Annotated in this window: 26 protein-coding genes and 1 tRNA gene; 22 read left to right on the top strand and 5 right to left on the bottom strand. The window is 65.4% G+C overall.

Annotation, left to right across the window (positions count from 1 at the left end):
- The first annotated feature begins 1 nt into the window (after position 1).
- The 16 genes from rpmD (at position 2) to DXV50_RS07665 (ending at position 10,819) form a co-directional block, all read left to right on the top strand.
- The gene (gene rpmD, locus DXV50_RS07740) at positions 2–187 is read left to right on the top strand and encodes a 50S ribosomal protein L30 (protein ID WP_117205653.1); all 186 of its coding nucleotides are present in this window, start codon (positions 2–4) and stop codon (positions 185–187) included.
- A 12-nt stretch (positions 188–199) separates the two neighbouring features.
- Positions 200–649 (top strand): 50S ribosomal protein L15, encoded by a 450-nt coding sequence (gene rplO, locus DXV50_RS07735; RefSeq protein WP_117205652.1) that lies wholly within the window; start codon positions 200–202, stop codon positions 647–649.
- The gene (secY, locus tag DXV50_RS07730; RefSeq protein ID WP_117205651.1) at positions 643–1,920 is read left to right on the top strand and encodes a preprotein translocase subunit SecY; all 1,278 of its coding nucleotides are present in this window, start codon (positions 643–645) and stop codon (positions 1,918–1,920) included. Before rplO ends, secY begins: the two co-directional genes overlap by 7 nt.
- Positions 1,921–1,986: 66 nt before the next feature.
- Positions 1,987–2,613: an adenylate kinase gene (locus tag DXV50_RS07725; protein WP_117205650.1), complete on the top strand. Its 627-nt coding sequence runs from the start codon at positions 1,987–1,989 to the stop codon at positions 2,611–2,613.
- Positions 2,610–3,398, top strand: coding sequence for a type I methionyl aminopeptidase (gene map / locus DXV50_RS07720; protein WP_117205649.1), 789 nt, complete (start codon positions 2,610–2,612; stop codon positions 3,396–3,398). The genes DXV50_RS07725 and map overlap by 4 nt, the downstream gene beginning before the upstream one ends.
- A gap of 123 nt (positions 3,399–3,521) precedes the next feature.
- Positions 3,522–3,740: a translation initiation factor IF-1 gene (infA, locus tag DXV50_RS07715; protein ID WP_072374229.1), complete on the top strand. Its 219-nt coding sequence runs from the start codon at positions 3,522–3,524 to the stop codon at positions 3,738–3,740.
- 87 nt (positions 3,741–3,827) lie between these two features.
- Positions 3,828–3,941: a 50S ribosomal protein L36 gene (gene rpmJ, locus DXV50_RS07710; protein WP_013252436.1), complete on the top strand. Its 114-nt coding sequence runs from the start codon at positions 3,828–3,830 to the stop codon at positions 3,939–3,941.
- A 15-nt stretch (positions 3,942–3,956) separates the two neighbouring features.
- Complete coding sequence (rpsM, locus tag DXV50_RS07705) at positions 3,957–4,325, top strand: 30S ribosomal protein S13 (protein ID WP_117205648.1); 369 nt, start codon at positions 3,957–3,959, stop codon at positions 4,323–4,325.
- A 17-nt stretch (positions 4,326–4,342) separates the two neighbouring features.
- The gene (rpsK, locus tag DXV50_RS07700) at positions 4,343–4,744 is read left to right on the top strand and encodes a 30S ribosomal protein S11 (protein ID WP_117205647.1); all 402 of its coding nucleotides are present in this window, start codon (positions 4,343–4,345) and stop codon (positions 4,742–4,744) included.
- A gap of 18 nt (positions 4,745–4,762) precedes the next feature.
- Positions 4,763–5,356, top strand: coding sequence for a 30S ribosomal protein S4 (rpsD, locus tag DXV50_RS07695; protein WP_117205646.1), 594 nt, complete (start codon positions 4,763–4,765; stop codon positions 5,354–5,356).
- Positions 5,357–5,379: 23 nt separating this feature from the next.
- Positions 5,380–6,321: a DNA-directed RNA polymerase subunit alpha gene (locus DXV50_RS07690; RefSeq protein ID WP_117205645.1), complete on the top strand. Its 942-nt coding sequence runs from the start codon at positions 5,380–5,382 to the stop codon at positions 6,319–6,321.
- A 28-nt stretch (positions 6,322–6,349) separates the two neighbouring features.
- Positions 6,350–6,793: a 50S ribosomal protein L17 gene (gene rplQ, locus DXV50_RS07685; protein WP_117205644.1), complete on the top strand. Its 444-nt coding sequence runs from the start codon at positions 6,350–6,352 to the stop codon at positions 6,791–6,793.
- Between the two features lie 73 nt (positions 6,794–6,866).
- Complete coding sequence (truA, locus tag DXV50_RS07680; RefSeq protein ID WP_232817491.1) at positions 6,867–7,706, top strand: tRNA pseudouridine(38-40) synthase TruA; 840 nt, start codon at positions 6,867–6,869, stop codon at positions 7,704–7,706.
- Between the two features lie 22 nt (positions 7,707–7,728).
- Positions 7,729–8,724 (top strand): putative manganese transporter, encoded by a 996-nt coding sequence (locus DXV50_RS07675; protein WP_117205642.1) that lies wholly within the window; start codon positions 7,729–7,731, stop codon positions 8,722–8,724.
- A gap of 48 nt (positions 8,725–8,772) precedes the next feature.
- Positions 8,773–9,543: a hypothetical protein gene (locus tag DXV50_RS07670; protein WP_117205641.1), complete on the top strand. Its 771-nt coding sequence runs from the start codon at positions 8,773–8,775 to the stop codon at positions 9,541–9,543.
- A gap of 178 nt (positions 9,544–9,721) precedes the next feature.
- Positions 9,722–10,819 (top strand): glycosyltransferase family 2 protein, encoded by a 1,098-nt coding sequence (locus tag DXV50_RS07665; RefSeq protein WP_117205640.1) that lies wholly within the window; start codon positions 9,722–9,724, stop codon positions 10,817–10,819.
- 38 nt (positions 10,820–10,857) lie between these two features.
- On the opposite strand, the gene DXV50_RS07660 is transcribed toward DXV50_RS07665, so the two are convergent.
- Positions 10,858–11,961, bottom strand: a complete 1,104-nt coding sequence (locus DXV50_RS07660) for a glycosyltransferase family 2 protein (protein WP_117205639.1) — start codon at positions 11,959–11,961, stop codon at positions 10,858–10,860.
- Positions 11,962–12,091: 130 nt separating this feature from the next.
- On the opposite strand from DXV50_RS07660, the gene DXV50_RS07655 reads away from it, so the two are divergent.
- The gene (locus DXV50_RS07655) at positions 12,092–13,084 is read left to right on the top strand and encodes a glycosyltransferase (protein ID WP_117205638.1); all 993 of its coding nucleotides are present in this window, start codon (positions 12,092–12,094) and stop codon (positions 13,082–13,084) included.
- A 92-nt stretch (positions 13,085–13,176) separates the two neighbouring features.
- Here DXV50_RS07655 and DXV50_RS07650 read toward each other — a convergent pair.
- A tRNA-Gln gene (locus tag DXV50_RS07650) sits at positions 13,177–13,251 on the bottom strand.
- A 215-nt stretch (positions 13,252–13,466) separates the two neighbouring features.
- Here DXV50_RS07650 and glmU point away from each other — a divergent pair.
- The 5 genes from glmU to gltA all read left to right on the top strand — a co-directional run bounded on the left by glmU (position 13,467) and on the right by gltA (position 19,002).
- Entirely contained in the window at positions 13,467–14,861 is a 1,395-nt protein-coding gene (glmU, locus tag DXV50_RS07645; protein WP_117205637.1) for a bifunctional UDP-N-acetylglucosamine diphosphorylase/glucosamine-1-phosphate N-acetyltransferase GlmU, read from the top strand.
- A 1-nt stretch (position 14,862) separates the two neighbouring features.
- Complete coding sequence (locus tag DXV50_RS07640) at positions 14,863–15,861, top strand: ribose-phosphate diphosphokinase (protein WP_117205636.1); 999 nt, start codon at positions 14,863–14,865, stop codon at positions 15,859–15,861.
- A gap of 112 nt (positions 15,862–15,973) precedes the next feature.
- Entirely contained in the window at positions 15,974–16,555 is a 582-nt protein-coding gene (pth, locus tag DXV50_RS07635) for an aminoacyl-tRNA hydrolase (protein ID WP_117205635.1), read from the top strand.
- 195 nt (positions 16,556–16,750) lie between these two features.
- Positions 16,751–17,599 (top strand): sulfide/dihydroorotate dehydrogenase-like FAD/NAD-binding protein, encoded by an 849-nt coding sequence (locus DXV50_RS07630; RefSeq protein WP_117205634.1) that lies wholly within the window; start codon positions 16,751–16,753, stop codon positions 17,597–17,599.
- Entirely contained in the window at positions 17,581–19,002 is a 1,422-nt protein-coding gene (gltA, locus tag DXV50_RS07625; protein ID WP_117205633.1) for an NADPH-dependent glutamate synthase, read from the top strand. The genes DXV50_RS07630 and gltA overlap by 19 nt, the downstream gene beginning before the upstream one ends.
- Positions 19,003–19,178: 176 nt before the next feature.
- Here the strand turns inward: gltA and DXV50_RS07620 are convergent, their stop codons facing one another.
- From DXV50_RS07620 to DXV50_RS07610, 3 genes are read right to left on the bottom strand one after another with little or no spacing between them, the layout of a single operon-like run.
- Entirely contained in the window at positions 19,179–19,919 is a 741-nt protein-coding gene (locus DXV50_RS07620; protein WP_117205632.1) for a nucleoside/nucleotide kinase family protein, read from the bottom strand.
- A gap of 3 nt (positions 19,920–19,922) precedes the next feature.
- The gene (locus DXV50_RS07615; protein WP_117205631.1) at positions 19,923–20,852 is read right to left on the bottom strand and encodes a peptidoglycan-binding domain-containing protein; all 930 of its coding nucleotides are present in this window, start codon (positions 20,850–20,852) and stop codon (positions 19,923–19,925) included.
- Between the two features lie 41 nt (positions 20,853–20,893).
- On the bottom strand, positions 20,894–21,958 hold the full coding sequence (locus DXV50_RS07610; protein WP_232817489.1) for a polyprenyl synthetase family protein: 1,065 nt from the start codon (positions 21,956–21,958) through the stop codon (positions 20,894–20,896).

Raw genomic sequence — 21,958 nt, 5'->3', positions numbered from 1 at the left:
GATGGCTCAGTCCCTCAAGATCACGCTCGTCCGCAGCGCCGTCGCCTCCGTCAAGAAGGACCAGACGGCCACCTGCAAGGCTCTCGGTCTGCGCAAGATCGGCGACACCGTCGAGCAGCCGGACAACCCGAGCATCCGTGGAATGATCTTCAAGGTCAAGCACCTTGTCGATGTTGTAGAGAACTAGGAGTCACTCACTATGCAGCTCAACGATCTGCGTCCCGCTGAGGGCTCGCGCAAGAACCGCAAGCGCATCGGTCGCGGCAACTCTTCTGGTCACGGCACCACCGCCGGCCGCGGCACCAAGGGCCAGCTCTCCCGCTCTGGTGGCGGCAAGGGCGCCGGCTTCGAGGGCGGCCAGCAGCCGCTCGCCATGCGTCTGCCCAAGCTCCCCGGCTTCATCAACCACAACCGCGTGGAGTACGCTCCCGTGAACGTCTCTCGCCTCGAGGAGATCTACGCTGATGGCGAGACCGTCAACGGCGAGACCCTTTGCGCCAAGGGCGTCATCAAGAAGCCGTTCATCCCCGTCAAGGTCCTCGGCAACGGTGAGATCACCAAGAAGCTGACCGTCAGCGTTGACAAGGTCTCCGCTTCCGCCAAGGCCAAGATCGAGGCGGCCGGAGGAAAGGTCGAGACGGAGTGCTAAAGGGACTTGCCAACGCGTTTCGCGTTCCGGAGCTGAGGAAGAAGCTCCTCCTCACGTGCGGCATCCTTCTGCTGTATCGCTTTGGAGCCTACCTTCCCGTTCCGGGTGTGCCGTTCCAGGACATGCTCGGCGCCTATCAGGCCGGCCTGTCCTCCAACGGCGCGATGGCTGTGCTCAACCTGTTCTCAGGTGGCGCCCTTTCCCGCATGTCCGTGTTCAGCCTGGGCATCATGCCCTACATCACCGCGCAGATCATTCTGCAGCTGATGCAGGCGGTCATCCCGGGCCTCGGCGAGCTTGCTAAGGAGGGCGAGGCCGGTCAGCGCAAGATCACGCAGTACACGCGCTACCTCACGATCGGCCTCGCTCTTCTCAACGCCGTCGGTTACCTGTTCCTATTTGGCAGCTACGGCGTGAGCTTCGCCAACATGGGCATCCCCGTGGCGCTCGAGAACGTCATTGTGGTGTTTACGTTGCTCGTTGGCGCAATCATCATTATGTGGCTCGGCGAAGTCATCACCCAGCGCGGTATCGGCAACGGCATGTCGCTCATCATCTTTGCGAACATCATGTCCGGCCTGCCCACCTCGCTCATCTCGTCTGTCACCACTACCGGCAACGTCGTCCTCACCGTGATCACGCTCCTCGTGATCGTCGCCATCATCCCCGTGATCGTCTACGTGGAGCGTGGCCAGAGGCGCATCCCCGTCCAGTACGCCAAGCGCGTCGTCGGACGCAGGATGATGGGTGGCCAGTCCACCTACCTGCCGATCAAGGTCAACACCGCTGGCGTCGTGCCCATCATCTTCGCCTCCGCGGTGCTGTATCTTCCGGCGCAGCTCGCCGTCTTCTTCCCGACCGTCGGTTGGGTCCAGGCGGTTGCAAGCGCGCTCTCCACGGGTTGGCTCAACTGGGTCCTCTCCGTGCTCCTGATCGTGGCCTTTGCGTACTTCTACTCCTCGATGGTCTTCAATCCCACGGAGACCGCCGACCAGCTGCGCAAGCAGGGCGGCTTCATTCCGGGCGTTCGTCCGGGTGCCGCCACGGCGGATTACATCAAGGACTGCATCGACCACGTGACGCTGCCCGGCGCCCTGTTCATGTCACTCCTGGCCGTCGTTCCTACCATCATCTTCTGGTTCACGGGCAACTCCTTGATCCAGGCGTTCGGCGGAACGTCCGTCCTCATCATGGTCGGCGTTGCAATGGACACGCTCTCCTCGCTAGAGAGCCAGCTCAAGATGCATAACTACGACGGGTTCTTCAAGTAGGTTCGCTGCGAGGGCAGGCAGGCAATCTGCCTGCCCTCTTTTTGCTTTCGAAAGGGCTGAAGCAACGTGAACATCGTTCTTCTCGGCGCTCCGGGCGCTGGCAAGGGTACTCAGGCTCAGAAGCTCGTTGCCGAGTTCGGCTTCGCGCACATCTCCACCGGCGATCTTCTCCGTGCCGCTGTCAAGGCCGGCACCAAGCTCGGCGTGGAGGCCAAGGGCTACATGGACGCCGGCAAGCTCGTCCCGGACGCCCTGGTCATTGACCTGGTCAAGGAACGCCTCGAGGCTGACGACGCCCAGAACGGCTTCATTCTTGACGGCTTCCCGCGCAACACCGCCCAGGCCGTGACCCTTGACTCCGAGCTGGCCGCCATGGGCCGCAACCTCGACGCCGCCCTTCTGGTCGCCGTCCCCTCCGAGTCCGTGGTTGCCCGCCTGAGCTCCCGCCGCACCTGCAAGTCCTGCGGCTACACCGCTCCGGCCGGCGTCGACGTCTGCCCCCGCTGCAACGGCGAGATGTACCAGCGCGATGACGACAAGCCCGAGACCATCAGGCACCGCCTGGACGTCTACGAGAACCAGACCGCTCCGCTGGTCGAGTACTACAAGGGTCACTCCATCCTCAAGGAGGTCAACGGAGACCGTCCCGTCGACGAGGTCTATGCCGACGTCAAGGCTCTTCTCGCCCTATGATTAAGATCAAGACTCCGCAAGAGATCGAGGAGATGAAGGCCGCGGGCTCCATCTCCAAGGCGGCCCTGCGCCGTGCGGGCGCCGCGGTAAAGCCAGGCGTCTCCACGCTTGAGATCGACCAGCTCGTCGAGAACTTCATCAGGCTCCATGGCGCCACGCCCACCTTCAAGGGCTACGGCGGGTTCCCCGGCAGCATCTGCGCCTCGGTCAACGAGCAGATCGTCCACGGCATCCCCTCTCCCCAGGTGGTCCTCAAGGATGGAGACATCATCTCCATCGATACGGGCGCCACGTACAAGGGGTGGGTCGGCGACAACGCCTGGACGTTCTACGTGGGCAACCCCTCCGACGAGTACAAGGGCCTCTGCGAGTGCACGCGCGATTGCCTGAAGGCCGCCATCGAGCAGGCCGTTCCCGGCAACCGTCTCGGCGACATCGGCGCCGCCGTCCAGGAGCTCGCCGAGTCCAATGGCTACGGCGTCATCCGCGATTACGTGGGCCACGGCGTCGGCCACGCCATGCACGAGGACCCCGACGTGCGCAACTACGGCAAGCGCGGTCGCGGCGTCAAGCTCCAGGCCGGCATGGTCATTGCCATCGAGCCCATGATCGCCATGGGCACGTACGAGTGCAGCGTCCTTGCCAACGGCTGGACCGTCGTGACCGATGACATGCTTCCCGCGGCTCACTACGAGAACACCGTTGCCATCACCGAGGACGGCCCCGTCATCCTCACGTGCGACGACGGGGGCCCGTGGTGCGAGATGCAGGGCGGCCTGGAGTAGCGCAAACAACAGCAGATTCGCCCACGTGTGTCGAGACGTTATGAACGCCAAGATACACGTGGACGTTTCTCTGTGAATTCGATATATTTGTTAGTCGCTGTCACAGCGTCGAGAGGGAGTAACTTGAGCAAGCAGGATGCAATCGAGCTTGAGGGCAAGGTCGTAGAGCCGCTGCCCAACGCCATGTTTAACGTGGAGCTTGAGAACGGCAAGACCATTCTCTGCACCATCTCGGGCAAGATTCGCATGAACTACATCAGGATTCTCCCTGGTGACCGCGTGGTCGTGGAGATTTCTCCCTACGACCTCACGAGGGGCCGCATCACTTACCGCTACAAGTAGGGGTCGGTCCTGCGTCAGCCGGGATATTCACGCCAGCGGCTGGGCGAGGAGATAGGTTCGTATCAGCACTACCGAAAGGAATGACTCATGAAGGTACGTCCTTCGGTCAAGAAGATGTGCGACAAGTGCAAGATCATTCGTCGCCACGGCAAGGTTTACGTCATCTGCGAGAACCCGCGCCACAAGCAGCGTCAGGGCTAAGAGAGGAGCTCCAAGTTGGCCCGTATTAACGGCGTCGATCTGCCGCGCGAGAAGCGCGTCGAGATCGGACTCACTTACATTTTCGGCATCGGCCGCACCCGCGCCACCAAGATCTGCGCGGAGACTGGTGTTGATCCTTCCACTCGCGTCAAGGACCTGACTGAGGACGAGGTCACCAAGATTCGTGACTTCATCGATGCCAACTACACCACCGAGGGTGATCTTCGCCGCGAGGTGAGGCAGAACGTCTCCCGTCTGATGGAGATCGGCTGCTACCGTGGCCTCCGTCACCGCAAGGGCCTGCCTGTCCGTGGCCAGCGTACGCACACCAACGCTCGCACCCGCAAGGGCAAGAAGCGTCAAATCGGTGGCAAGAAGAAGTAGGACAGGGGATATAGAACATGGCGCAGAAGAAGAACGCTCGCACCACGCGCGTCCGCCGTTCCGAGCGTAAGAACATCGCTGTGGGTCAGGCCCACATCAAGAGCACGTTCAACAACACGATCGTTTCCATCACCGATCCCCAGGGCAACGTCATCTCCTGGCAGTCCGGTGGCACCGTCGGCTTCAAGGGCTCCCGTAAGTCCACGCCGTTCGCCGCTCAGCTGGCCGCCGAGGCCGCTGCCAAGGCTGCCATGGAGCACGGCCTGCACAAGGTCGCCGTCTTCGTGAAGGGCCCCGGCTCTGGTCGCGAGACCGCCATCCGTTCCCTCCAGGCCGCCGGCCTCGAGGTTTCGGGCATCCAGGACAAGACCCCCATCGCGCACAACGGTTGCCGTCTGAGCAAGCGTCGCCGCGTGTAGCTCTAGGAGGATTTAATAATGGCTGTTGATAGGACTCCCGTCCTTAAGAGGTGCCGCCAGCTCGGCATCGACCCCGTTGTGATGGGCATTAACAAGACTTCCAACCGCGAGCCGCAGCGTCGTCGTCGCCAGCAGAGCGAGTACGGCGTCCAGCTCAAGGAGAAGCAGAAGGCCAAGTTCATCTATGGCGTTCTGGAGGACCAGTTCCACAAGTACTACGACCTGGCCAAGAAGCGCCCGGGCATCACCGGTGACAACCTGATGAGCATCCTCGAGTGCCGTCTTGACAACGTTGTCTTCCGTCTTGGCTTCGCCCGCACCCGCAAGGAGGCCCGCCAGACCGTCCGTCACGGTCACATCACCGTGAACGGCAAGCGCGTCGACATCCCCTCCTACCAGGTCAAGGCTGGCGACGTCGTGGCTGTCGCCCCCAAGTTCAAGGACCTTCTCCCCATCAAGGAGGCCCTGATCTCCACCGAGCACATGGCTGTTCCCAGCTGGCTCGAGGTTGACATCGAGAAGCTTTCCGGCAACGTCCTCCAGGTCCCCTCGCGCGATCAGATCGACCTTGATATCGACGCGCAGCTGATCGTCGAGCTCTACTCCAAGTAAGCCCGACCCGTTTGGAGGTAGCAATGTCCGAATTCATCCGACCCCAGGTGTCGGTAGAGGAGATCAGCGAGAACCTCGCGCGTGTCAGCGCCGAGCCGCTTGAGCGTGGCTATGGTGACACGCTCGGCAACTCTCTGCGTCGTGTCCTGCTGTCCTCTCTCGAGGGGGCGGCCGTGGAGGCCATTCAGATTGATGGCGTCCAGCACGAGTTCACGACTGTCGAGGGCGTCTACGAGGACATCACCGACATCGTGCTCAACGTCAAGGGCCTTGTCTTCCGCTCCATGGGCACTGGCGACGAGGCTGAGGCCTCTATCTCCGTCGACGGTCCCATGACCGTCACCGGTGGGGACTTCAACGTCCCGGCCGAGTTCGAGCTCGTCAACCCCGAGCAGGTCATCTGCACCCTCGGCGCTGGCTCTCACCTCACCATGAAGATGCGCATCGGCACTGGCCGCGGCTACGTCTCTGGTGAGGACAACGAGCGCGAGAGCGATCCCATTGGCATCATCCACGTGGATTCTCTCTTCTCGCCCGTTCGCCGCTGCGCCAAGGTCGTCGAGCCCTGCCGTGTTGGTCGTCACACCAACTACGACCGTCTGGTTCTTGAGGTTGAGACCAACGGCTCCATCACTCCGCGTGATGCCGTCGTCGAGGCCGCCAACATCATCAACCAGCACATGTCGGCGTTCATGACGCTGGCCGAGGAGGACGAGCAGCCCGAGGACGCCTCAATCTTTGCCCAGAACAGGGTTGAGGAAAACGTCGAGCTTGACAAGCAGATCGAGGACCTGGACCTTTCCGTCCGCTCCTATAACTGCCTGAAGCGCGCCGGTATCCACTCCGTCCGCCAGCTCGTCGAGTTCTCTGAGAACGACCTTCTGAACATCAGAAACTTCGGCGTCAAGTCCATCGAGGAAGTCAAGGACAAGCTCGAGAGCATGGGCCTGTCCCTCAAGGCCTAGGTGCCGCCTGAAATAAGGAGAAGCAAGAATGCGTCACAACAAGAAGAGGGGCATGAAGCTCGGCACTGACGCCAGCCACACCAAGGCTATGAAGAAGAGCCTGGTTCTCGCCCTGCTCCAGAACGATCGTATCAAGACCCTTGACTCCCGCGCCAAGGCCATCCGCGGCGACGTGGACAAGGTCATCACGTGGGCCAAGAAGGGCGACCTGCACTCCCGCCGTCTTGCCATCGCCAAGGTCGGTGACAAGGAGGTCGTGCGCGAGGTCTTCGAGAAGGCCGCTCAGGGCATGTGGGCTGACCGCAACGGCGGCTACACCCGCATCATGAAGCTTGGTCCCCGCAAGGGCGACTGCGCCGAGGTCGTCGTGATGGAGCTCGTCACCGAGCCCGTCCAGTCCAAGGCCGCCAAGGTCACCAAGGTCGAGGAGGCTCCCGTCGAGGAGCCCAAGGCTGAGGAGACCGCTGAGTAGCATCAGCTCCATGCACTTCAAAAGGGCCCTGGCCACAAGCCGGGGCCCTTTCTGTACCCAGAGGAGGAGTTTCGTGAGCGAGCAGAGCCCCGGGCCCGTCTGTCTCTACGAGGGAGGCCCCAAGGCGGGCGGAACCATCGTCATCAAGCTGGGATATCGCGGAGAGGCCTTCAGCGGCTTTGCCGAGCAGCCCACGCAGCGCACGGTGGCAGGAGAGCTCAGGCGGGCCCTTGAGACCACGCTGAGGCGCCCCTGCGAGCTCACCTGTGCCGGTCGCACGGACGCGGGGGTTCATGCCATCGCACAGTACGTGAGCGTGCCGGTGAGCGAGGAGGAGCTTTGCCTGCCAGGCACCCGTCTTATGCGCAGCCTCGTTGCACTCACGCCGGACGACCTCTCCGTGAGCGCCCTGTACAGGGCCCCAGAGTCCTTCTCGGCTAGGTTTGACGCGCGGAGCAGGAGCTACAGGTATCGCATCTGCGCCGGGGACGCGAGGCCCGTACTGGCATGGGACCATGCCTGGTGGTTCAAGGGCTCTCTTGATGTGGACGCCATGAACGAGGGCGCCCAGCTCCTGTTGGGGGAGCATGACTTCAAGAGCTTCTGCAAGGCTACGAGCGCCGTGGGCAAGCCCACGTGCCGCTACGTGGGCGCGCTCGACGTCAGAGCCCTCGAGGAGGCGGGCGAGAACCTCGTGGCCATAGACATCACGGGCAACGCCTTCCTCCACAACATGGTCCGCACCATTGCAGGGAGCCTGGTGGAGGTCGGCCGCGGTCACAGGCGCCCGGAGTGGATGTCTGAGGTCCTTGCGGCCTGCGACAGGCGTTCCGCGGGCCCCTGCGCTCCCGCGAAAGGCCTGACCTTTGTGAGGGTAGAATACCCCGCGGGCGCGCTCGCGCCGTGGAACTAGCCAACAGAAAGGGCATCTACCTGTGGATTTTCTCGTAGACGTACTGACAGAAAGCGTCATTGACACGCTCAAGCTCATCCCGTTCCTGTTTCTGACCTACCTTGCCATGGAGGCCCTGGAGCACTCCGCAAGCCACCACGTCCGAGCCGCTGTGGAGAAGTCCGGCAAGGCCGGCCCCGTGGTGGGCTCCATCCTGGGTGCCCTGCCACAGTGCGGCTTCTCTGCCATGGCGGCCACGCTGTATGCCGGCCGCGTCGTCACCGCCGGCACCTTGGTCGCCGTGATCCTCTCCACCTCTGACGAGATGATTCCGGTCTTTGTTGCGCACCAGGAGTCTCCGACCAGGCTCTTTGGCATCCTGGCGCTCAAGGTCATCGTGGGCATCGTCGCCGGCCTGCTGGTGGACGTGGCCCTGCGCATGCTTCACCGCACGGGCGACGGCCACGCGCACATCCACGAGCTGTGCGAGCGCGCGCACTGCCACTGCGAGGACGCCGAGGACGAGAACGGCTCTGCCGAGGCCGAGTCCGAGGCCCAGGCCGCGACCGCGGACGAGCACGACGGCATCGCCCACCACGCCCACGAGCGCGCCCACGGCCACAACCACCACGGCCACGGCCTGTGGCCCATCGTGCGCTCTGCCCTGGTCCACACCGTCCAGGTGACCGTCTTCATCTTCCTGGTCACGTTTGTCTTTGGCCTGCTCATTGAGGGAGTGGGCGAGGACGCCATCGGCGAGCTGCTGGCTGACCATCCCGTGCGCGCCACCTTCATCGCCGCCCTGGTGGGGCTTATCCCCAACTGCGGTGCCAGCGTGGCGCTGACCGAGCTCTTCCTCGACGGCACCCTGGCGGCCGGTCCAATGGTTGCGGGCCTTCTGGTATCCGGCGGCGTCGGCCTGCTCGTCCTGTGGCGCACCAATGCCGACCTGCGGCAGAATGCCGCGGTCACCGGCGTCGTCTATGCCGTGGGCGTGGCCGTTGGCCTTCTGGTGGGCGCTACGGGTATGATGTTCTAACGCGCGGCCACCCAGCCGTGCACTAAAGAGGAGGAGGGGCGAGGCCGCATGTTCAGAAAGCGCGAGCGCTTTGAGCGCAGTGACGTTCCACGCGAGACGCCGTACACAAATGTCATAGGTGTCGTCGTGCTCGTCGTCGTGTTTGTCGCCCTTGCCATGACGGTCATGGCCGTGTGGAACCGCGTGACCCTCGAGAGCCGCCTCGGCGCCAACGACCTCACCGACTCGCTCTCTGCCCAGGCCAAGGCCAGCGCTGCCGATGGCTACGTGGCCTCGTCCGACGAGCTCGAGAGCACGCTGTTCCTCACCGTGTCCTCGGCCGCCGCCGACGCGGGCGGCACGCAGCTCTCCGACGCGCGCATCCTCACCGTCAACAAGACGCAGGGCACCGCCGTCCTGGCCACCGTTCCCGTGAGCGCCGAGGTCGCGTCCGGCGAGACGGTCACGACGCTGGCGGACCTCTGCGCGCAGTCCGGCGCGGACGCCTGCGTGGCGCCGCTCTCGGCGGCATCCGGCGTGCGCTTCAAGCACGTCGTGGTGGCAACGGGGGACGTCCTCGAGAAGGCCGTCCAGATCGTGGGCGCGAGCAAGGTCAACCTCGTGGGCGAGGCCTCCGACCTCCTTGGCCTCATGCGCACTGACATGGACGCCTCCGAACTCTTGGCCTTTGCGGAGACGGTCTCGGGCGTCGGCCTTGGCAACATACAGCGCACCGAGGCCTCTCTCGTGGCGGACCCCGACCAGGCCGAGGCAGGCCTCCAGGCCATCGACAAGACCGCGCTCTGCCTGACCCTGGGGACCATCGTCGCGGCATCGTAGGCCGTGCGGCTGCCGGGCTCAACGCCTCCTCCACACCTCTGTTGATTCTGCTTGATTTGCCCTCCGCCCCTGGTGGAGGGCATTTCTGCTTTGAGGCTGCTGCTACCCTTACCATGACTGGGCGAGAAGAGCCTCGCCTTGGGGTTCTCAAGCAAAGGGGTTAGGAGCGCAGCTGGCAATGACGGGTTTCTCGCCAACATCGCCCGTGGTTTCCGTTCTTATGGCAGTTCATGACGGAGAGCCCACGGTGCGCCGAGCGCTAGAGAGCCTGCAGGCCCAGACGTTCACCAACTTTGAGGTCGTTGCCGTGGACGCCGGCTCCACCGACGGCACGGCCCGCATCCTTGACACCATGTCAGAGCGTGACATGCGCATCTCGGTGACGCACGTTGAGGACAAGAGCGTCTTCTCGGCGCTTGACCTGGCGCTGTCGCGTGCCAGGGGAGAGTACGTGCTGATGATGCGCCAGAGCGCCTGGGCCGAGCCCGCGCTTCTGGCGGAGCTCCTGGATGCTGCCCAGAAGTCCGACCTCGAGCTCGTCATGGGCGGCTTTACGGTCAACGTTGCCGTGGGCTCCCGCGAGCTCTCGCTTGTGGCGGAGTCCGAGGACCGCGTCTTCCTGACCCAGCACGACTTCCGCGCCGCCGCGTGGTCCCTGTTTGACCGCGGCCTCATGGCGCCGCTCTGCGCAAAGCTCTTTGACCGCCAGGTGACCCTTGCGGCCGGCGTGGGGTTTGCGTCCAAGGCCTGCGCCGGCGCAGACGCAGGCCAGATGGACTCCATCCACGGCTTCACGCTGGGCTTCCTGCGTGACGTGGAGCGCGTCGGAATGGTCTCCGCCACCCGCTACCACGTGGCCCTCTCCGTGGGAGACCTGGGCCTTCCCGCGCCGGGCCCCCAGACCTATCAGCGCCTCGAAACCGAGTACGCGGCCACGCTCGCGCTGCTGCGCCACTGGGGCATGGAGGGCGACGCCGCCAGCATGGAGATGCTGCAGCGCCGCTACGTGGAGATTCTCGTCGCCTGCATAGACGGCGTGGCGGGCCGTGGCCCCATCGCGCCCAAGGCCGAGGACCTGGAGAGCGTTTCTCGCATGATTTCCACCGAGCACGCGCAGCTCGCGGCCAGCGTGGCCCAGCCGCGCGACGGCTTCACGCGCGCCATGACGCCGTCCATCCGCAACGGCAACGCGCGCAAGGCATACTCCCAGGCAAAGCTCTGGGGGCTCCTGCGCCACGGCATGCCCGCCGGCACCTCTCCCGACGCCTACGTGTGAGAAAAGGGGACAGTCCCTTTTCTCAACCCCAGGGCCGTCTACCGCGAGAAGAGCCTGTTCACGCGGCTCGCCGCGTTGCGCAGCGTGAAGCCCAGGCCGTTCTGGCGGACGCGCCAGACGCCCTCGCGCGCCAGGTAGCCCATGTGCGCGAGCTTGCCGCCTTGCGGCTCGGACAAGCCCATGACCTGCGTAAAGAGCTGCCTTCCCGCAGGGCCGACGGCGGGGTTTCCCATGACGTCGGCGGGGTCCAGCCGCTCCATGGAGCGGCGCAGCAGGTCCTTCAGGCCAGGGGCACCCATGCCCGCGGCGCTCACGGTAATGGTCGCGTAGTTGATTCCTCGCAGGGCAAGTGCCGCCCGGACGCGCGGGTCCTTCTCGCCGAGGCGGTCGGCGGCGTCCATCATGTCGTTCCAGCGCGCGAGCGGCGTGAGCGGGCTTTTGCGCGCCAGGCCCTCGGCATCGTTGAGGTCGTGCTCGCGGTAGAAGTAGTACGGCTCGTCCACGTAGGCAATGCGGTCCGTGGCGCAGAGGGTCTCAACCAGGAAGGGGTTGTCGGCCCAGCCAGCGCCCGGAATCTCCAGGAAGCGGATGCCGCGCTCGCGCAGGAACTCCGTTCGGTACAGGGCAGCCCAGATGGCTGGGTGGTGTAGCATGAGCTCGATGCCCTCTCCCACGGCAAAGGGCTGGCGGGGCGGGCGTACGCGCCCCTTGTACGGGCAGGTCACGCGGGTCTGCTGCCTGTCCGCACCCTCAAAGAGGCGCCAGTAGGCGCACTTGACCACGTCTGCGCCGCCCACGCGCGCGGCCTGGGCGATCATGCCGGCAAACGCGCCGGGGTCAAGATAGTCGTCCGGCTCCACGATGCTCACCCACTCGCCGCGAGCCATGGCAATGCCGCGGTTGCAGGAGGCGCCGTAACCCTCGTTGGGCTTGTCCACCACAACGACGCGCTGGTCGCGAGCGGCGTGCGCGTGCGCGACGGCAGATGACTCGTCGGTCGATCCGTCGTTTACCACGATGACCTCTACCTGCTGGTGCGTCTGCCCCTCTATGCTGGCCAGGCACTGGTCGAGCGTGGCCGCCACGTTGTACGTTGGCACGATGACGCTCACGAGTCCGGGCTCTGGCTTGGTGGTGCTCATGTGTCCTCCCTCGGGTGCTCCCGCGCTCTGGCCGGCGAGAAGCCCGTGTTGCCGTAACCTTATATACTAGACCAGCCGCGCGGGGCGTTCTGCCCGACCGCGGCCATACGCACGCCAACTGGGAGAGCTGATGAGAAGACCTGCCATAGTCATCGTGACCTTCAAGCGCCAGGAGCTCCTGGCGCAGCTCTTCGAGTCCATCAAGAAACTAACCGTTCCCGCATGGCGCGTCGTGGTGGTGGACAACGAGAACTCCCCGCGCACGGCGCAGATGGCGGCCTCGTTTGCCGCCGAGCTTGACGCCGCCTGGGGCCCCACGACGGACGACCCGGACGCCGAGGGGGGCACTTCTCGGCTGGAGTACGTGCCCATGGAGGAGAACACCGGTGGCGCAGGCGGCTTCTCTGCGGGCGTCGGGCGTGCCTTTGAGCTGGGCGCCGAGTGGTTCTGGGTCATGGACGACGATGTGGCAGTGGAGCCCGACGGTCTGGCCACGCTGGCCCGCTGGTCCGAGGAGGCCGATGCCATCATGGGTCAGCGCCGGGACTTCGACGGCGGGCACTTCTTCTGGCAGCACCGCTTCTGGACGGGCCTTGCCATCTACAACCCGTTCTCGCGCGACGGCTGGAAGCCCGGCGAGCGCTACAAGCTGGCAAACGCCCTCTGCTTTGAGGGCAGCTTCTTCAGCCGCGGCCTGGTGAAGAAGATTGGCCTGCCCGACCCGCGCTTCTTCATCTACCTGGACGACGCCTGCTACGGCTACCTGGCCAGCAAGGCGGGCAAGGTCTACTACGTGCCGGACTACGTGCTCTCGCGCCGCCGCGAGGTGGCCAACAAGGAGGTCGGCCGCGTCCGCCAGCTCAACTCCACGTCGGACATGACACGCTACTACATCACGCGCAACCGCGCCTACCTGGCCCGCTATTATCGCCTGTACGGCGACTACAACCCCGTGGGCTATGCCGTGGGCACGCTGGCCAACTTCTCAAAGGAGCTCATCCGCATCATGCTGGTGGACCGCGAGCACCTGGGCAGCGGCTGGGCGCGCCTGTGGGCTGGCTACAAGGAGAGCCGTCGCATTCTGCACGATCCCGCCTGGGAGCCCATGCCCCCGCTGGAGTAGCGAACCCAAAACGCAATCGGGGCTGCCCCGTTCACCCAAGGCGCAACAAAAAAGGCGAGAAGCGCGCGCTTCTCGCCTTTTGCTGCACCAAGTGGCAGGGGTAGTAGGATTCGAACCCACATTGATGGCACCAAAAACCACTGTCCTAACCATTGGACGATACCCCTGGGCAAGGACTCATTGTAGCAAGAAGCCGCGCGGCCGTGCGCCGCACGCGCCCGGCGTCTGGTCGTACGTGAGGTAAAACGTTACTCCCACCCCTATAATCCTGCGGTTTTTACGCAGGGCTTACCGGCTGCCGCCGCTTCGCGCCTTCGGGACGCCTGTTGCGCTAGACTGAAAACGTTTTGCTGGGACCATGCACATTGGAGGCCAACAACCCATGGCAATGACCGCGATCATCCTCGCTGCCGGCGAGGGAACGCGTATGAAGTCCCGTCACCCCAAGGTAATGCACAAGTTGCTCGACAGGCCTCTGGTCAGCTGGGTCACGCGTGCCGCGCGCGCCGCCGGTGCGGACCGCATCGTGGTCGTCGTGGGCAACGGCGCCGAGGAGGTCCGCGCCCACCTGGCCGCGGAGACTGACGTGGAGTGCGTCGAGCAGGCCGAGCGCCTGGGCACCGCCCACGCCACTCGCGTGGCCATCGAGGCTGCTGGCATCGGCGAGGGCCCCGTCGTGGTCCTCAACGGCGACCTGCCGCTCATTGAGCCCGAGACCATCCGCGCCTTTGCCCAGAGCGTCTCCGGCGGCCAGCATGCGGCTGCCATCCTCACCATGACGCCGCCTGACCCGTTTGGCTATGGCCGCATCGAGCTTGCCGAGGACGGCTCCGTCACGCGCATCATCGAGCAGAAGGACTGCACGCCCGAGCAGGCCGCCGGCCTCCTTGAGTGCAACGCCGGCTGCTACGCCTTTGACGGCGCCCTTCTTGCCAAGTACATCGGCGAGGTGGGCAACCAAAACGCCCAGAGCGAGTACTACCTGCCCGACATGGTCGAGATTCTGCGCGGCCACGGCTACGCCACCACCATCACGCACTGCGAGGACTACCGCGAGGGCCTCGGCGTGAACTCCCGCATCCAACTGGCCGAGCTCTCGGCCCTGGCGCAGGCCAAGATCAACGAGGGCCTCATGGCCTCCGGCGTCACCATGCTGGACCCCAAGACCGTCTGGGTCGGCCCGGACGTCACCGTCGGCAGGGACACCGAGCTTCTCCCCATGACCATGCTCTGGGGCAGCACGTCGGTGGGCGAGGGCTGCGTCGTCGGCCCCAACACACGCCTCACCAACTGCGCCGTTGCCAACGACGTCACGCTCGAGGAGACCGTCGGCACCGACGTCACCATCGACGACGGCGTCACCTGCGGCCCGCGCGCCTACCTGCGCGGCGGCGCCCACGTGCTCGAGGGCGCCCACATCGGCACCCACGTCGAGCTCAAGAACACCGTGGTGGGCCGCGGCTCCAAGGTGCCCCACCTCTCCTACATCGGCGACTGCACCATGGGAGACCACGTCAACATCGGCGGCGGCTCCATCACGTGCAACTACGACGGCGTCCACAAGAGCCGCACCACCATCGGAGACAACGTCTTCATTGGCTCCGACACCATGATGGTCGCGCCCGTCACCATTGGGGAGGGCGCCATCACCGGCGCCAGCTCCTGCATCACCCGCGATGTTCCCGCTGACGCCCTTGCCATCGAGCGCAGCGAGCAGCATATAGTTGAAGGTTTTGCCAGCAAGAGGCTCGAGCGACTGAGGAAGGACCAGGCCTAAGATGTACGAGAATCTGAGTGACCCCATGCCCGTCAACAAGGAGATCAAGCTCTACACGGGCACCGGCAATCCGGCCCTGGCCGAGAAGATCGCCGACATCCTGCACCTTGAGCTGCAGGGCCTGAACATCGAGAAGTTCGCCAACGGCGAGATCTACGCCCGCTTCACCGAGTCCGTCCGCGGCGACGACGTCTACTTCATCCAGACTCTCGCCGGCTCCAACGTCAACGACCTCCTCATGGAGACCCTCATCGTCTGCGACGCCGCCAAGCGCGCCAGCTGCAGCAAGTTCATCGCGGTCATCCCGCACTACGGCTATGCCCGCCAGGACCGCAAGGCTGCCGCCCGCGAGCCCATCACCGCCCGTCTGGTGGCCAACCTGCTCGAGGCCGCCGGCGTGGACCAGGTCATCACCGTCGACCTGCACCAGGGCCAGATTCAGGGCTTCTTCGACGTGCCTGTGACCCACCTCACCGCCCTCTTCCTGCTGGGCGACTACTTCAAGAAGAACAAGGACCTCGACTGGGACAACACCGTCGTGGTCTCCCCGGACATGGGCCGCGCCAAGGCCGCCAAGAAGCTCTCCGACTACCTGGGCTGCGACCTTGCCATCGCCCACAAGGGCCGCCCCAAGCACAACGTCTCAGAGGTCATGGGCATCATCGGCGACATCAAGGGCAAGACCTGCATCGTCAACGATGACATGATCGACACCGCCGGCACCCTGTGCGGCTCCGTCAAGAAGCTCAAGGAGATGGGCGCGGGCGACATCTACGTGTGCGCCACCCACGGCATCTTCTCCGGCCCCGCCATCGAGCGCCTGGAGGAGGCTCCCATCGAGGAGTGCGTCGTCACCGACGTCATCCCCTGCGAGGTCGCCAACGCCGGGGGCTCCAAGATCAAGTCCATCAGCATCGCTAACGAGCTCGCCGAGGCCATCTACAGCGTCTACATGAACGAGCCTGTCTCCAACATCTTCGGTGGCGGCCTCAACCTGTAGCCCGCCAAAAGTTGACAAAGGGACAGTCCCTTTGTCAACTTTCTCGTTCGCACCAGCAAGTCCGCGGGGCCGTCCTAGTGGCGGCCCCGTTTCTTCAAGAGGGGAGAAGCGCATGGCAAAGGCGTCTGCTGCGCCCGCGACCATAGCCGTCGTCTGCGGCCTGGGAAACCCCGACGCAGACTACGAGCGCACCCGCCACAACGCGGGCTTCGCCACCGTCGACGTCCTGGCCGCCCGCCACGGCGTCCGCTACTGGAAGAGCGAGGCCGGGGCCCAGGTGGCGTCTCTCGCCTGGCGCGGGGCCGACGGCGAGCAGCGGGAGGTGCTTCTCGCCAAGCCCATGAGCTACATGAACACCAGCGGAGGCCCGCTCTCAAAGCTGGCCCGCGCCCACCGCGTGGCGCCCCAGCAGATCCTGGTGGTCCACGACGAGGTCGATCTCGCCGCGGGCGAGGTGCGCCTCAAGCTGGGCGGAGGCCTCAACGCCCACAACGGCCTGCGCTCCATTGCCGACAAGCTGGGCAGCCGCGACTTTGCCCGCGTGCAGTTTGGCATTGGCCGCCCGCCCGGAAAGATGCAGGTGGCGGACTATGTCCTGCGCGAGCTCAAGGGCGGCTTCCTCGACGAGTTCAACATCACGGCGGAGCGCGCCGCCGACCTCGTGGAGCGCGTCCTCACGGAAGGCGCCAAGTAGCCGCCTTAAGTAGCCACGCCTTTTCGGCGAGCGGTAGCTGGTGCCCCCGAACGGCGGTGCTCATCGCAGCGCTGCGCTGAGGGTACAATTGCAGATTGGAGAAGGCCGTGTGGCAACAGCCGTCGGGTAAGTCTGTGGGGGACTCGGTAAGCGGCCTTCAAAGAAAAGAGAGATTGCAGGAGAGGAGTTCGCTTAATGTACAAGATCCTCGAAAAGACGCAGTTCTCGGAGAAGGTGTTCAAGTTCCGCATCGAGGCGCCTGAGATGGCCAAGCACGCTCACGCTGGCCAGTTCCTCATGGTCCGCGCCAACGAGACGGGCGAGCGCGTGCCGTTCACCCTGGCGGGCTGGAACCCCGAGGAGGGCTGGGTCGAGTTCATCTTCATGGTGATCGGCAAGACCACCGAGATGCTGTCCACCTACGAGGCCGGAGACTCCATCAAGGACGTCACCGGTCCTCTGGGCATGCCCACCGAGATGGCCGAGGGCCCCTGCGCCGTCATCGGCGGCGGCGTCGGCCTGGCCATTGCCTTCCCGGTTGCCAAGCACCTGGTCGAGACCGGCCACGAGGTGCACGCCATCATGGGCGCCCGCACCAAGGACCTCCTGCTGCTCGAGGACCAGTTCCGCGAGCTGCTGGACGACGACCACATCCACATCACCACCGACGACGGCTCCTACGGCGAGAAGGGCGTGGTCACCGCCCCGCTGGAGCGCCTGCTCCAGGACAAGGCCGTCACGCAGGTCTTCTGCGTTGGCCCCGTCCCCATGATGAAGTTCTCCGCCATGACGGCCGAGAAGTACAACACGCCCATCACCGCCAGCCTCAACCCCATCATGGTTGACGGCACCGGCATGTGCGGCTGCTGCCGCGTCGAGGTCGACGGCAAGACCAAGTTTGCCTGCGTCGACGGCCCCGACTTTGACGCCACCAAGGTCGACTGGAACGACCTTCGCGCGCGTCAGGCCGCGTACCGCACCGAGGAGGGCCAGTCCCTCAAGGCCTATGAGGAGGCGAACTGCGCATGCCACAGGTACAGGTAAACGGTCGCTTTGTTCCGGACATGAAGTCCCCGCGCACCGCTGACAACGAGGAGCCGGCCGCCGAGCGCGCCTGCGACTTCCGTCCCGTCGACAAGGGCTTCACCAAGGAGATGGCGCTGGCCGAGGCCGAGCGCTGCATGGACTGCAAGAAGCCGCTCTGCGTCGAGGGTTGCCCGGTCAACATCAACATCCCCAAGTTCATCGAGAAGATCCGCGAGGAGGACTTTGGCGGCGCCCTGGACATCATCCGCGAGGAGTCCATGCTGCCGGCTATCTGCGGCCGCGTCTGCCCGCAGGAGAACCAGTGCGAGGGCAAGTGCGTCCGCGGCAAGAAGTCCGAGCCCGTGGCCATCGGCCAGCTGGAGCGCTTCGTCGGCGACCAGCCCGAGCTTGCCTCAAAGCCCAAGATGGCCCCCAAGAACGGCAAGAAGGTCGCCGTCGTTGGCTCCGGCCCGTCCGGCATCACCTGCGCCGGCGAGCTCGCCCGCAACGGCTTTGACGTCACCGTCTTCGAGGCCTTCTTCACTGGCGGCGGCGTGCTGGTCTACGGCATCCCCGAGTTCCGTCTGCCCAAGGCTGTCGTCAAGCGTGAGATTGACGGCCTTGAGGAGCTGGGCGTCAAGTTTGAGTACAACTCCGTCGTGGGCAACATCACCACGGCCGATGAGCTCTTCGAGAAGGGCTTCGACGCCATCTACGTTGCCACCGGCGCTGGCCTGCCCAAGTTCCTCAACGTCCCCGGCGAGAACCTGCCCAACGTCTTCTTCGCCAACGAGTACCTCACTCGTGTGAACCTGATGAAGGCCAACAACTTCCCGGAGTACGACACCCCCACCAAGCACGGCAAGAACGTCGTGGTCTTTGGTGGCGGCAACGTGGCCATGGACGCTGTCCGCACGGCCAAGCGTCTTGGTGCCGAGCGCGCCATCATCGCCTACCGCCGCACCGAGGACGAGATGCCCGCCCGTCGCGCCGAGCTGCACCACGCCAAGGCTGAGGGCGTCGAGGTCATGCCTCTGGTGTCCCCGCTTGAGTTCGTGGCCGGCGAGGACGGCACCGTCTGCGCCGTCAAGGTCCAGAAGATGGAGCTTGGCGAGCCCGACGAGTCCGGCCGCCGTCGCCCGGTGCCCATCGAGGGCGCCATCGAGGAGATTCCCTGCGACGTTGCCATCTCCGCCATCGGCACCAACGCCAACCCGTTCGCCAAGAAGATCGGCGGCAAGATGGAGCTCAACAAGTGGGGCTACATCGTCGCCGACGAGGAGACCGGCCAGACCACCGATCCCCGCATCTGGGCCGGCGGTGACATCGTGACGGGCGCCGCCACGGTCATCCTGGCCATGGGCGCCGGCAAGAAGGCCGCCGCCAGCATCACCAAGGCTGCCGCCGAGGGCCAGATCTAAGGTCTTCTCGCCAGTAGCTGCAGCGCGTCATCAGGACCCCGAGGCCCACGCCCCGGGGTCCTTCTTGCGTGACGGTTTCCGTCACGTCTAAAATGCAACTGTTTGAAAGCACTTCTCGCCAACTGGGCAAACGCCCGTGCCGGCGAGAAGTGCTTTCTGGCTCGTGACCAAAACCGTCACGCAACCGTGAGGCTGCCGTCAGCTCCCAGCGCAAGCTCAAGGTCGGCGGGGGAGTGGTGGGCCAGGACGCGGGCCACGTTGCGGCCGTCGCTTGCCTCGTACCAGGCCCGGGCTTCCTCGGGCGTGGAGCCGCCGGCCACCTTGCGGGCAACCAGGCGCTCCCGCAGCAGCGCCTCGGGCGCGCTCAGAAAGACGGTGTAGTCGGCAAGCTCGGCGAGGCCCTTCCAGCGCCCCTCGTCAAGCAGCAGGTAGTTGCCCTCAACCAGCAGGATCTTCTCGTCAATGGGAAGGCTTGCGGGAACGACGTCGTGCATGACGCGAGAGTAGGTGGGCCACGGAGCGGGCGCGTCGCTCCGCGCGTCCGCTAGCGCGGCGCGGAGCCCCTCGACGTCAAACGTCTGCGGAGCGCCCTTGCGGCTGCGCATGCCCACCTCGCGCCCGTCCTCGTCAACAAACGAGTGCGCGTCCAGGTAGGCGTTGGGGCAGTGGAAGCCGTCCATGCCCACGGCCTGCAGCGGCGTCGCCTCGGGCGTGCGCCGGCTGAGCCACTCCATAAAGGCCGCAAGCGTGCTCTTGCCCGCCCCGGGCGGCGCCGCAAGGAAGGCAATCAGCCGTCTGTCGCGCTCTGCCTGCAGCTCCGTCAGCCGCATAAGCAAGGGGAGAAGAACGCGCTCCACGTCCTTCTCCCCATAACGGGCCACGAACCCAAATCCGTTGACCGTAAGCTTTGCTTCCATAGCTTATAGCGTGAGCCCGTCAAACGCGGCGCAGATGGCGTCCAGGAGCAGCACGGCAAAGGTCTGCGCGTCACTGATGGTGAAGGTGCCGTCGCCGGCGTCCTTGCCCACGGGCAGGTCGATGCGCACGACGGGCGGCACCTCGCGGGCGCCCTGCAGGGCCGTGCGCAGGCGGCGCGGCAGGGTGTCGGTGTCGTCCAGCACCACGGCGCCCATGGAGGGAGCCTCCTCAAGCGGGTGCTCCGCGCTACTCAGCAGGATGATGGCCTGCGTGTCCGCGCCGGCGGCGTCAACGGAGTCAATGAGCTCCAAGCCGCAGGCGTCGGAGGTGGCGTGCGCGAGGTTGAAGACGCGCCCGGCCACGTTGCGGGAGATGGGGTCGTCCGCGGTGACGGAGATGCGGAAGGTCTCCAGCACGTTGGCGGCTCGGGCAAAGCCCATGTCGCCGGTGGGGTGCGGGCCGTTTGCGGGCTTGCCGCCCCAGACGTGCTTCAGGCGCTCGATGGCGTCAAAAGTGTCGGGGAAGGCCATGCCGTCGGCCAGCGTGCCCACGCTCTCCTGGAAGAGCTTGACGGCGGCCTCGGTGTGGGCGCCATAGAAGCCGTCGACCTCGCCGCAGGAGAAGCCCAGGATGTTCAGGCGCTCCTGGAGCTGGCGGACGTCCCTGCCGTGAAAGTTGGGAAGGCGCAGGTAGAGCGTGCGGTCGCCCAGCTGGTAGGACTCGTCGACAAGCGCGGACCAGGTGGCGGCGTCAACTGCGTCGCCCAGCGTGAGGCCGTGGTCCAGCCTGAAGCGGGCGACGGCGGTCGCCGTGGAGCGCCCGAAGGTCTTCTCGTCGCGCTCCGTGGCATCAATCGTGTAACCAAGGGAGCCGAGGCGCTCCTGAATGTCCTCGACGGCGCCGCCGGAAGCGCCTTCCTTGATTGGTTCCATAGGGTCTCTCCTCAGGTAACGGGTTGCATGGGCGCGGGTGCCTAGCCGGCGCGCTCCACAAAGAAGTCTGCCATAGAAAGGAGCACGTCGCGAGGGACCTCCTCTAGACGGGCCCCCACAAGGTGCGCCTTTGCGTCGGCTACGAGCTCGCGCGCGTAGCCGCGCACGTAGTCCACGGCGCCAGAGGCGTCGATGAGCTCTACGGCGCGTGCCAGCTCGGCGGCGTCCGTGGTCTCGCGGCCCAGGATGTGGAGAAGCTCGTCCCTCTGGAGGTCTCCCAGGTGGGCCAGGGCCCACACCACCAGCAGGGTGCGCTTGCCCTCCGTGATGTCGCTGCGGAAGTCCTTGCCCTGGGCCTCGGCGTTTCCGACGAGGTTCAGGAGGTCGTCCTGCAGCTGGAAGGCCAGACCGGCGCGCATGCCAAACTCGTCGAGGGCGCGCAGCTGGTCGGGCGCGCCGCCGCCGCAGAGGGCGCCCGTGACCAGGGGCACCGCGGCGGAGTAGTAGGCCGTCTTGTGGCTGGCCATGTAGAGGTAGTCCTCCACGGAGATGTCCCAGCGTCCGTCGCGGACCCAGCCCAGGTCAAGGGCCTGGCCCTCGAGGGTGCGCTCCTCCATCTGCACCAGGCGCTCCGCAACGTCCGCACGGGTGGCGGCCGGGAGCTTCTGGTCGCGCAGGACCAGGGCCAACACGTTGACCAGGCCCAGGTCGCCGATGTTGATGGCGACGCCGGTGCCCTCGGTCACGTACGTGCAGGGCTCGCCGCGGCGCAGCTCGGACTTGTCCGCAATGTCGTCGTGGATGAGCGCGGCACTCTGGAAGTACTCGATGGCCGCCGCCGTGGAGAGCGCGGCGGCGGGGTCTCCGCCCACGGCCTCGCAGCCCAGAAGGGCCAGCGCGGGGCGCGTGCGCTTGCCGCCCGAGGCGGTGAAGCGCTCAAGCGGCTGGTAGAGGTAGCGGTCGAGGTCCGCGCGCGTGGCCTCGGCGGTGCCGGCCACGCAGGCGGGTGCGCACTCGGCGAGAAACGCCTCAATCTGGGGGCGCTTCTCGCCAAGGTATGCGGCAAACAGGGCGCCGGGGGCGCCCGAGTCGGCGGTTGCGGTCAA

It is taken from the genome of Paratractidigestivibacter faecalis, assembly GCF_003416765.1.
GTDB lineage: Bacteria > Actinomycetota > Coriobacteriia > Coriobacteriales > Atopobiaceae > Paratractidigestivibacter > Paratractidigestivibacter faecalis.
This window is presented reverse-complemented; position numbering and strand designations above follow the sequence as displayed.

Bases quoted from the DNA above. Each gene is read 5' to 3' on its own strand.
- DXV50_RS07665 (WP_117205640.1), top strand. From the start codon at position 9,722: ATGACGGGTTTCTCGCCAACATCGCCCGTGGTTTCCGTTCTTATGGCA.
- rplQ (WP_117205644.1), top strand. From the start codon at position 6,350: ATGCGTCACAACAAGAAGAGGGGCATGAAGCTCGGCACTGACGCCAGC.
- pth (WP_117205635.1), top strand. From the start codon at position 15,974: ATGGCAAAGGCGTCTGCTGCGCCCGCGACCATAGCCGTCGTCTGCGGC.
- rplO (WP_117205652.1), top strand. From the start codon at position 200: ATGCAGCTCAACGATCTGCGTCCCGCTGAGGGCTCGCGCAAGAACCGC.
- map (WP_117205649.1), top strand. From the start codon at position 2,610: ATGATTAAGATCAAGACTCCGCAAGAGATCGAGGAGATGAAGGCCGCG.
- DXV50_RS07640 (WP_117205636.1), top strand. From the start codon at position 14,863: ATGTACGAGAATCTGAGTGACCCCATGCCCGTCAACAAGGAGATCAAG.
- DXV50_RS07630 (WP_117205634.1), top strand. From the start codon at position 16,751: ATGTACAAGATCCTCGAAAAGACGCAGTTCTCGGAGAAGGTGTTCAAG.
- DXV50_RS07690 (WP_117205645.1), top strand. From the start codon at position 5,380: ATGTCCGAATTCATCCGACCCCAGGTGTCGGTAGAGGAGATCAGCGAG.
- gltA (WP_117205633.1), top strand. From the start codon at position 17,581: ATGCCACAGGTACAGGTAAACGGTCGCTTTGTTCCGGACATGAAGTCC.
- DXV50_RS07655 (WP_117205638.1), top strand. From the start codon at position 12,092: ATGAGAAGACCTGCCATAGTCATCGTGACCTTCAAGCGCCAGGAGCTC.
- rpmJ (WP_013252436.1), top strand. From the start codon at position 3,828: ATGAAGGTACGTCCTTCGGTCAAGAAGATGTGCGACAAGTGCAAGATC.
- glmU (WP_117205637.1), top strand. From the start codon at position 13,467: ATGGCAATGACCGCGATCATCCTCGCTGCCGGCGAGGGAACGCGTATG.
- DXV50_RS07620 (WP_117205632.1), bottom strand. From the start codon at position 19,919: ATGGAAGCAAAGCTTACGGTCAACGGATTTGGGTTCGTGGCCCGTTAT.
- DXV50_RS07670 (WP_117205641.1), top strand. From the start codon at position 8,773: ATGTTCAGAAAGCGCGAGCGCTTTGAGCGCAGTGACGTTCCACGCGAG.
- rpsD (WP_117205646.1), top strand. From the start codon at position 4,763: ATGGCTGTTGATAGGACTCCCGTCCTTAAGAGGTGCCGCCAGCTCGGC.
- rpsK (WP_117205647.1), top strand. From the start codon at position 4,343: ATGGCGCAGAAGAAGAACGCTCGCACCACGCGCGTCCGCCGTTCCGAG.
- DXV50_RS07660 (WP_117205639.1), bottom strand. From the start codon at position 11,961: ATGAGCACCACCAAGCCAGAGCCCGGACTCGTGAGCGTCATCGTGCCA.
- DXV50_RS07615 (WP_117205631.1), bottom strand. From the start codon at position 20,852: ATGGAACCAATCAAGGAAGGCGCTTCCGGCGGCGCCGTCGAGGACATT.
- rpmD (WP_117205653.1), top strand. From the start codon at position 2: ATGGCTCAGTCCCTCAAGATCACGCTCGTCCGCAGCGCCGTCGCCTCC.